We start from the raw sequence: 9,846 nt of genomic DNA on the forward strand, positions 1-9,846 counted from the left end.
AATTATGTAATCACTGATGTAGAAAAGGAAAGAAAGTTTGTATGTGTTGATACACATGATATGCCTATCGTTGCAGTTGTTGACCCAGAGATGATGTCTTCAATGCCAAAGGGCCTTACAGCAGCTACAGGTATGGATGCCCTTACACACGCAATCGAAGGATATACAACAAAGGCTGCATGGGAAATGACAGATATGTTCCATCTTGAAGCTATCCGTCTTATCTCTAAGAATCTTCGTGATGCAGTAGAAAACAAGAAAGAGGGCCGTGAGGGAATGGCTCTTGGTCAGTACATTGCTGGTATGGGATTTTCAAATGTAGGTCTTGGTATTGACCACGCAATGGCTCACACACTTTCAGCACATTATGATACACCACACGGTGTTGCATGCGCTATGTTCCTTCCAATCTCTATGGAATTTAACCGTGAGTACACAGGTGAGAGACTCCGTGAGGTAGCTAGAGCTATGGGAGTTGAAGGAGTTGATAACATGACTCAGGATGAATATCGTGATGCAGCTATTGCAGCTGTAAAGAAGCTTTCTGAGGATGTTGGAATCCCAACAACTCTTGATAAGATTAAGGAAGAAGACTTAGATCAGCTTGCTACAGATGCTCTTAACGATGCATGCTATCCAGGTAACCCACGTGAGGCTACAAAGGAGCAGGTAATCGAAATGTTCCGTATGCTTATGGCGTAAACGTATATAAAACCTAGTAGAAAAGCTTTGCCTATTACTATAGGCAGAGCTTTTTTCTTTAAAGAAATTGTAATTATTATCTATATTTGGTACTATTCATTGATATTAGAAAAATAAAAATTGTTTCAATGACATAAGCTCTTAAGAGCGTGGAATAGTTGGAGGCATCACTATAAATTTATGAAAAAGGGAATAGCAAATTCTGCAATTGAATATCAGAAATTATTTCATGATTTTGCCAAGATTACAGATGTGAGTAATCAGGATGGATTTGTCTTATATGAAAATAAGAAGGCGGGCTCTATAGTAAGCTATGGCCAACCTGAAACCATTCAATGTGGTGTTGGTGATTATGTGGTTGATAGCGATTTTTCCATTGAATATAACTACGGAACCAGGTTTTTGCATTTTGGAATTATATATGAAGGAATAACTTACTCATTGAAAAATGGTGAGCTTATAGCACAGTCCATTCCATCATCCTTTATGGCATTAGAAAAAATGGACAAGGGTGTAGGTGTGTGGCGGGCGGGCCAACATTTTAAGGGTGTAGAGTTTTCTATTAATTATGATTACCTTATAGATACAATATTTCCATTAATTAATAGACAGGAAGCAGATTTTGATTTTATCAAGGTAAACACACGCTATACCATGTTAAGCCAGGAGATAATAGATGTTTTATCTAAGATAGAAGGTTATATTAAAAAACGCATATTTACTAATGCACTGATGCAGGCCTGCGCTATTGAGCTTGTGGAGCTTTTACTAGCGCCTTCTTCAAGAATGCTTTTTGTTACCAGTAAAGACCGATATATTAGAGTGGTAAGGGCTGGAAACAGGGATATAAAAATAAGTTCGGAAGATATTAATAAGTTAAATAAAGTCCGGGATATAATAGTTAGCTCTGCTTATGATTTTAAAACTATACCTATGTTGGCAAAAGAAGTAGGAATTAGTGAGCAAAAATTAAAATATGGTTTTCAGGATTATTTTAAACAGACAGTTTGGGACTTTCAGAACAATATCAGAATGAGTAGAGCAGCATTTTTGATAAAGGAAGATGAAATGAATTTTGAAGAAATATCAAAAGCAGTTGGCTATCACAGCCAAACTGCTTTCTACAATGCTTTTAAGAAATGGTGTGGCTTAACACCAGGTGATTTTAAGAGATATTTGTCAAATCATCATGAGAACTGATTGGTATAATCATAGGAGAGCAGGACACAGGATCTGTAATAACAACACTTTTTAAACCGTAAATATTTTCGATGACGGTAGAAGTGATAATATCCTGTGGTCGGCCTTCTGTTATTAGTTTTCCATTTTTCATGGCGAATATATAATCTGCATATTTACTGGCAAGATTAATGTCGTGTAACACCATGACAATGGTAGTTTTCTTTTTCGTATTTAGATCTTTTAACAAATCTAAAATTTCAATTTGATATGCAATATCTAAGAAGGTAGTAGGCTCATCTAAAAATAAAATATCTGTCTGTTGTGCCAAGGCTAATGCAATGAATACACGTTGGCGCTGACCGCCAGAGAGCTCATCAATACTTCTATCTGCAAGGTCACAGATTTTCATTGCTTCCATTGCGTCCTTTACAGCAGCGTAATCTGCTGAAGTAAGTGAACACATAAATTTTCTATATGGAAAACGACCTCTTGTAACAAGCTCAGCTACTGTTATACCCTCAGGTGCGATAGAATTTTGAGGAAGTAGGCCTATTGATTTTGCAATATCCTTATTTTTCATTTCCTGTAATGATTTATCATTTAAAACTATAGAGCCAGATTGAGGCGTAAGCAGTCTACAGAAGGTTTTTAGCATAGTAGATTTTCCACTTCCATTTGAACCCAATATTACGCTTATTTTATGGGCAGGAATCTTAAGGTTGATTCCATCTATAATTGTGCTATTTCCATATCCAACTACTATGTCATTAGCTTTTAGAATATTATCTTTCATTTAAATAGAACCTCCACTGTTTTGCTTAATAAGAAGATATACCAAATAAGGTGCACCTAGAATTCCTGTAATAATTCCTACTGGATATCTGGTAGGCAATAGATTTTGTCCTATGAAATCTCCAGCAAGAACAAGTATTGCACCGGTGAGTGCGGCAGGAATTGTGTTAATCTGATTCCTACTACATAGCCTGCTAGCTATAGGGCCTGATAGAAATGCTATAGAAGATATAGGACCGGAAATAGCAGTTGCAAAGGCAATTAACACTACTGAAATAAATATTAGCAGGGAACGAGTCATATCGACGTTTACACCAAGGATAGAGGCATATTTTTCTCCAAGCTCCATGGCTTGCAAGCTGTTACCGAGATAAGTCATTGTAATTAGAGCTAATAGCACAATAACAATCAGTAATGGAAGAGTATCTGTGGTGATTCCGTTTAGGTTCCCTGACATCCAGCGCATAGCAGTAGGAACATCATATTCAGAGGCCTTCATTATCATCCAGTTTATAAGGGCTAAAAAGAAGGCTTGGGCCCCGATGCCAGTGAGAATTAGTCTGTTAGTGGAATAACCATCTTTATTGGCTAACTTGTAAATTAATAGTGCAGAGGCTGCACCTGCTATAACAGCTATGACGGATACCAATCCTCTATTCAGGTTTAGAAAAAGTATGCAAAATACAGCAGCTACTGTAGAGCCTGATGAAACGCCAATAATATCTGGACTTGCGAGAGGATTGCCAAGAAGTGTTTGGAAGGTATTTCCAGCTATCGCAAATGCGATACCGCAGAAGATACCAGCTAATGTTCGTGGAAGTCTTAGCTTCATAATGATATAATTGTTCTCATTTGATAGGATTGTATGGATTACCTCCATAAGAGAATAGTTTTTTTCGCCAATCGTCATATTAAGGCAAACCAGTATAAGTAGGATAATTGCCATAATAATCAGTGTGTTTTTGTATTTAACTCGGTGGGATTTTAGACCGTAGAATATTTTTGAATTATCTATCATAAGGACTGTAGCTTTGCCTTTCTAATTATATAAATAAATACTGGTGCTCCAATGAGAGCTGTCATAATACCAGATTCTAGTTCACCTGGTCTTCCAAGGATTCGTCCAAGTACATCAGAGATAATAAGGATAGCCCCACCATAAATGCCACTACATAGGATAAGTACCTTGTGATTGCTACCAACAATTGCTCTAATAAGATGTGGAATCATTAGTCCAATAAAGCTAATGGGACCTGCAAGAGCAGTAGTGGTAGAACATAAAATAACACCGCAGATGGCAGCGATTCCTCTGGTAAGACCAACGTTTAAGCCAAGTGATTTGGCTGTCTCCTCTGATAGAAGCATAGCATCTAGATTATTAGAAATTATTAAGCTTATAACAATGGATGCCATAGTAAATGGAAGTAGTAGCAATATATCTGTGGTTGTAGTTCCACCGATACTTCCAATTTGCCAAAAGCGAAAAGCGGTCATAACACTTGAATCTGGCATTACCAAAATACTTATAATGCTTGTTAAAGCAGTGCTTACAGCGGCACCTGATATTGCAAGCTTGATTGGGGTTGCACCACCATTTCCAAGTGATGCAAGATTATATACAAACAGTGCAGTAAGAAGCGCACCAATAAAGGCGATGGTAATGTAAGCGACCTTTGACTGAATATTGAAGAATGCAATTCCAATAACAATGAAAAGTGACGCACCAGTGTTAACACCTAAGATGCTTGGGTCTGCAATAGGATTTCTTGTTATGGACTGCATCAGTACACCGGCAATACTTAAGGACATTCCTGCAATCAGACCAAAGATGGTTCTTGGTATTCTAGCGGCTACAACATTTGCGTTGAAGCTATCAGTATTTCGTCCACAAATACCATCTATAATATCAGACAAACCTACGGCTTTTGCACCGTAGGTAATTGATACAATAACAGATAGCATTAGGACAATTATTCCTATAGTAAATACGATTGTTATTTTATTCTGTTTCAATTTTATTTGCTGCCTCACTTAGTAAAGATAAATAGTCATCGATTGCATAAGGGATGGAAAGGATTGATGGTGTAGTTGCTGCAGCTAGGGCTGTGGTCGAATCAATAAGAACAACAGCACCATTTTTAACAGCTGGAATCTGGCTCATAAGTGGGTCAGCCTGCATAGCCTCAAGAAGTCCCTTATCACCGTAAACTACCATAATATCAACGTCATTTAATGTTTCTGTATTTTCTCTAGAGATTGTTACAGAAAAATCCTCTGTAGAGCTTGCAAGGGAAAGAATGCTCTCAGGTGTCTTTAATCCCAAATCATTAAGGTATGATGCTCTTGGATCATTTGGGAGATAAGCGTAGAAAGTGCTCATATCATCCTGGGAAATCCAAAAATATCCTGCGGTTTTGCCATTAAGCTCAGGATAGTCTGCAAGCTTTTCAGCAATAAGAGCATCTGTATCTTCTACAAGTTTTTCGCCTTCTGCCTTCATACCCATTGCAGTAGCATTAGTGATTGTCTGCTCACGCCAGTTTGTCTTCCATGCAGTTTCAAGGTAAGGGATTACTGGTGCAATCTCAGAAAGAAGATTATATTCTTCCTCAGTGAATCCAGAGTATGATGCGATAATAATGTCAGGCTCGCAAGCAGCAATCGCTTCATAATCCCAACCAGTTTCGTCATTAAATACATTTGGGTTTTCTACACTCAAATCAGTAAAGGCTTCATCTGTCCAAAGGTGTAGCTTGTTTTCTGACATCTTTCCATAGTTTGCTGCAGAAACTCCTACTGGAACTACGCCAAGTGCAAGAGTTGTATCCTGATTAGCCCATCCAAGATTAACAATACGTTCTGGCTTACTTTCAATAGTAGTTTCACCAAAAGCGTGCTTTATTGTTATAGGAAATTCTGCATCAGCTTTAGTGTATGTCGTAGATACAGCTACAGATGCTTCAGTATTATTTTTTTCAGATGTGGCACCGCAACCAATCATGCTAGTAGCTACAATTGATGCAGTGACTAATAATGAAAATAATCTTTTTTTCATAATAAATAGAATCCTCCGTGTTTGCCGATTAAATCTTTAGTTAGTAATTCCTAACGGTGATGACTAATCTAACACAGGAAGTTAGTTTAGTCAAACAAGACGACTGATTTGGCAAAAACTGCACCCAATACAGTAGGAAATGTTAATTTTATTCTATCTATGAGAAATTGTATATCCATAATTAACTAAGAGACATTTTGCAGCTGAGGTTTCTTGACATTTCAGATTCTAAGCCGTAATCTAGTAGACGTTGCTTAAGATTAAAAGCAAATTTTTAATATGGGACAGGTAAAAAAATGAACGCTAAATCTATTATTAAAGAGATGTTAATACTCACAGTTGCTATCATTATTATTGGCGCTGGAGTATTCTTTTTTCTAATGCCAAGTCATGCTGCAGTAAGCAGTATCTCAGGCTTCGCAATTGTGTTAAACAACTTCTTGCCATTTTCAGTGTCAGAAATCACCATGGTTTTGAATGTTATTTTACTTATAATCGGTTTCATTACATGTGGTACTGAATTTGGATATAAAACAGTTTACACATCAATCCTACTTCCACTTACAATAGGTTTTTTCGAGAAGCTATTACCAGATTACACATCCCTTACAGGAGATGCTACTCTTGATGTAGTATGCTACATCTTTGTAGTAAGTATTGGTAGTGCAATCCTATTTAATAGAAATGCTTCTTCAGGTGGACTTGATATTGTTGCCAAAATTCTTAATAAATATCTGAGAATTGACCTTGGTAAGGCTATGTCGATTTCAGGTATGTGTATAGCACTTTCATCAGCCCTTGCATACGATTCCAAAACTGTTATCTTAAGTGTTCTTGGAACCTATCTAAATGGTATGGTTCTTGACCATTTTATATTTGATCAGAAGCTTAAAAGGAGAGTATGTATTGTCTCTCCATTTGAATCACAAATCAGAGATTACATTTTAAATGAACTACATAGTGGTGCCAGTGTGTACAAGGTTACTGGAGCCTACCGTATGGAAGAGCATGACGAAATCATCACAATTGTGGATAAGGGCGAGTTCCAAAAGCTCATGGCTTTTATCGACAAAGTAGACCCAAAAGCTTTTGTTACTGTATATAAGGTCAGCGATATGCAATATCAGTCTAAGAATATGCCGGAAAGAATATTTTAAATTGATTTTAGGGGGTATATTAATTTAAAATAAAATCATAGTAATGTATTCCAAATTAGGAGGGTATTTATGGCATCGAAAGTATATTTTATCAAGGATGTTACAGCAGAAGCGGTAGTAAAGATGTACGATAAGCTTGGTATCACATTGCCAGGCAAGGTTGCTGTAAAGGTTCATTCTGGAGAAGAGGGAAATCAAAATTATCTCAAACCAGAATTTTGGAAACCTATGGTAGAGCATGTTAATGGCACCATCGTGGAGTGCAATACCGCCTATGAGGGCGAAAGAAATTACACTGATAAGCATATTAAATTATTAAAAAGACATGGTTGGAATGAATATTTTGATGTAGATCTTATGGATGCCGAAGGGCCAGACATCGAAATCCCTATCAAAAATGGCACACACCTTAAGAGTGATATTATGGGCAAGAATTTTTTGAATTATGATTCTATGCTTGTTTTATCTCATTTTAAAGGTCATCCTATGGGAGGATACGGTGGAGCCTTAAAGCAGCTTTCTATTGGTTGTGCTTCATGCGCTGGTAAGGTTCGTATACATTCTGCTGGCAAATACGATAAGGCTAGTGAACAGGATATAGTATGGAACGATTTGCCTGAACAGGACGCATTTCTAGAGAGTATGGCTGAGGCTGCCTCAGCAGTTGTGGACCACTTTGGAAAAAACATAGCATTTATCAATGTAATGGCAAATATGTCTGTAGATTGTGATTGCTGCGCAGTAGCAGAGGATCCTTGCCTTAAGGACATCGGTATTCTTGCCAGTCTTGATCCAGTTGCCATTGACAGAGCTTGTCTTGATTTGGTATATGCCTCTAAAGATGTGGGAAGAGAACATTTCCTTGAGAGAGTTACCACCAGAAATGGAGAGCATACTCCTGAAACAGCAGCAAAGCTCGGAGTTGGAAGTCTTGAATATGAATTAATAGAACTTTAAATAACATAGGACACCTCAAATTCGAGGTGTCCTTTTAATTTACATTGCATTCCTAGGATTCCAAATCAGATTATCCCAATGCTCTAACTCATCTTCTGTCATAAAACCATTTGATGTGCCCATATATCCGATATAGTTAGAGGCAAATAGTAAAGCTTTATGAATAGCTATCTTAGAATCGCTTGTCTTTAAGAAATAATGTAAGAAGCAGGCAAATAAAGCATTTCCGGCACCAGCTGTACTAACAATCTGCTTTGAATTAACGGCATTATAATGAGCTGTGAAATCCTTGTATTTGTCATAGATTAGAACGCCCTGCTCACCTTGGCCTAAAACTATTATTTCAGGATCATATTTATCCGACATTTCCTTTACAAATTCATAAGGTTCTTCATCAATAGAATTATCGTTGAAATAAAGGATGTTTGCATTCTTTAAGAAATCTTCGTTATAAATTTCCTTTTCACGCTTAAAGCTGTGGATTTTTACAGCCAGCTTTTTATTGAAATCTACTGCTCGTGAAATAAATGGACGGCAGAAGTTTACGTTTGAAAGAACCATCATATCGCAACTAGGAACTAATGGGTCTACAAGCATCATATCGTACATAGCATTTCGAATATCTTTTAGATCCTCAAAACGCTGTGCCTTTCGCCTTGAGTCGTAAAGTAGAACTTCCATAGGAGTTTCCTTGATGATTGGAAGAACGTACTCTGTCGATAGAGTTACCGCTCTTGTTGAAGGATTGAGAATATTCAAATCCTCGTTTTTTCCTACGACGGTCATAAATTCTACCTCATCACCTAACCACTTTAGAGCAAGTGACTCGTTGAAAGCATCTCCACCTGCAGCAATATATATAGTATCCCTCTCCCCGGTATAAGGCTCGTATTTAATAGGGATTTCCTTAACCTTTACAATTGTTTCTAGTTGAGTGATTCCGGCTACAATAAATTTACTCATAGTGACTTTCTCCTCTGTAAGTTAAACTTATGAAAAAATATAAATGCTAACGTTGCTCACAAAATCGTAATTGACATTTAATATTGCAGAAAATTGGAAAATATCCATGTTGAAATCGTTTATCCATGTCTACAGTAGAAATATAGAATATTTTTCCACAACCAGGGCATTTACGTTTCACCATTTCCATAATGCACACTCCTTCTATAAAACCACATTCTTTATTGTATTCTAGCAATAAAAAATGTAGAAATTATATCGGAGTTGTGTAGATTTAATGCAAAGTGGTATTAGGAGATGAGCAGCGGGCGATTTTAGGCCTATTGTTTATAATTTTGGGACAATTCAAACAAAAAGAGGATTTTCGGCAAATAGATTTACTTTGAGAAAATCCTCGAAAAGGGGTTTACAACAGGGGATTTAGGTGATATTATAATCGAGCACTGAGGGACAGCAAGTCACACAGTGCAAAAGAAAAGCGAAGATTGATAACTGAACAGTGAAACAAACCTTGAATTAATACAAGTTTTTAAAACATGTATCCTTGAAATTCATTTAGTTTCTTAATGAAACGAAACCTTTATAGTAAACAAGTCAGATTTATTTTGACTCGGAATTGAACTCAAGTAACTTCGGTTACTTACATATTAAACATGAGAGTTTGATCCTGGCTCAGGATGAACGCTGGCGGCGTGCTTAACACATGCAAGTCGAACGAAGCAACTTATTACGATCCCTTCGGGGTGACGAGTTATTGACTGAGTGGCGGACGGGTGAGTAACGCGTGGGTAACCTGCCTTGTACAGGGGGACAACAGTTGGAAACGACTGCTAATACCGCATAAGCGCACAGCTTCGCATGAAGAAGTGTGAAAAGATATTTCGGTACAAGATGGACCCGCGTCTGATTAGCTAGTTGGTGAGGTAACGGCCCACCAAGGCGACGATCAGTAGCCGACCTGAGAGGGTGACCGGCCACATTGGGACTGAGACACGGCCCAAACTCCTACGGGAGGCAGCAGTGGGGAATATTGCACAA

At 37.6% G+C, this 9,846-nt stretch carries 9 protein-coding genes and 1 rRNA gene; 5 read left to right on the forward strand and 5 right to left on the reverse strand.

The window, feature by feature from the left end; translation table 11 throughout:
• Together BM097_RS15380 and BM097_RS15385 are read left to right on the forward strand one after the other, a co-directional pair.
• Positions 1–702, forward strand: a 702-nt coding sequence (locus tag BM097_RS15380; protein WP_090552432.1) for a dehydroquinate synthase/iron-containing alcohol dehydrogenase family protein, incomplete at its 5' end; no start/stop codon positions are given.
• Between the two features lie 180 nt (positions 703–882).
• Positions 883–1,902, forward strand: a complete 1,020-nt coding sequence (locus BM097_RS15385; protein WP_090552435.1) for a helix-turn-helix domain-containing protein — start codon at positions 883–885, stop codon at positions 1,900–1,902.
• Here BM097_RS15385 and BM097_RS15390 read toward each other — a convergent pair.
• From BM097_RS15390 to BM097_RS15405, 4 genes are read right to left on the reverse strand one after another with little or no spacing between them, the layout of a single operon-like run.
• Positions 1,868–2,677 carry an ABC transporter ATP-binding protein gene (locus BM097_RS15390; RefSeq protein WP_090552439.1) on the reverse strand — a complete coding sequence of 270 codons (810 nt, stop codon included), beginning with the start codon at positions 2,675–2,677 and terminating at the stop codon, positions 1,868–1,870. The genes BM097_RS15385 and BM097_RS15390 overlap by 35 nt on opposite strands.
• On the reverse strand, positions 2,678–3,694 hold the full coding sequence (locus tag BM097_RS15395) for a FecCD family ABC transporter permease (protein WP_090552443.1): 1,017 nt from the start codon (positions 3,692–3,694) through the stop codon (positions 2,678–2,680).
• Complete coding sequence (locus BM097_RS15400; protein WP_330389680.1) at positions 3,691–4,689, reverse strand: FecCD family ABC transporter permease; 999 nt, start codon at positions 4,687–4,689, stop codon at positions 3,691–3,693. Before BM097_RS15400 ends, BM097_RS15395 begins: the two co-directional genes overlap by 4 nt.
• On the reverse strand, positions 4,676–5,731 hold the full coding sequence (locus tag BM097_RS15405; RefSeq protein ID WP_090552450.1) for an iron-siderophore ABC transporter substrate-binding protein: 1,056 nt from the start codon (positions 5,729–5,731) through the stop codon (positions 4,676–4,678). Before BM097_RS15405 ends, BM097_RS15400 begins: the two co-directional genes overlap by 14 nt.
• A gap of 296 nt (positions 5,732–6,027) precedes the next feature.
• Between BM097_RS15405 and BM097_RS15410 the strand changes: the two genes are divergently transcribed.
• Both BM097_RS15410 and BM097_RS15415 read left to right on the forward strand, forming a co-directional pair.
• Entirely contained in the window at positions 6,028–6,888 is an 861-nt protein-coding gene (locus BM097_RS15410; RefSeq protein WP_090552453.1) for a YitT family protein, read from the forward strand.
• Positions 6,889–6,957: 69 nt separating this feature from the next.
• Positions 6,958–7,845, forward strand: coding sequence for a DUF362 domain-containing protein (locus tag BM097_RS15415; RefSeq protein ID WP_090552456.1), 888 nt, complete (start codon positions 6,958–6,960; stop codon positions 7,843–7,845).
• Between the two features lie 39 nt (positions 7,846–7,884).
• Here the strand turns inward: BM097_RS15415 and BM097_RS15420 are convergent, their stop codons facing one another.
• A complete protein-coding gene (locus BM097_RS15420; protein ID WP_090552459.1) occupies positions 7,885–8,808 on the reverse strand; it encodes a carbohydrate kinase family protein in 924 nt (307 codons plus the stop codon).
• Positions 8,809–9,457: 649 nt separating this feature from the next.
• Between BM097_RS15420 and BM097_RS15425 the strand changes: the two genes are divergently transcribed.
• Positions 9,458–9,846: ribosomal RNA gene (locus BM097_RS15425) — 16S ribosomal RNA — on the forward strand; the annotation flags it as partial.

The organism is Pseudobutyrivibrio sp. OR37 (genome assembly GCF_900113655.1).
Taxonomy (GTDB): Bacteria; Bacillota; Clostridia; order Lachnospirales; family Lachnospiraceae; genus Pseudobutyrivibrio.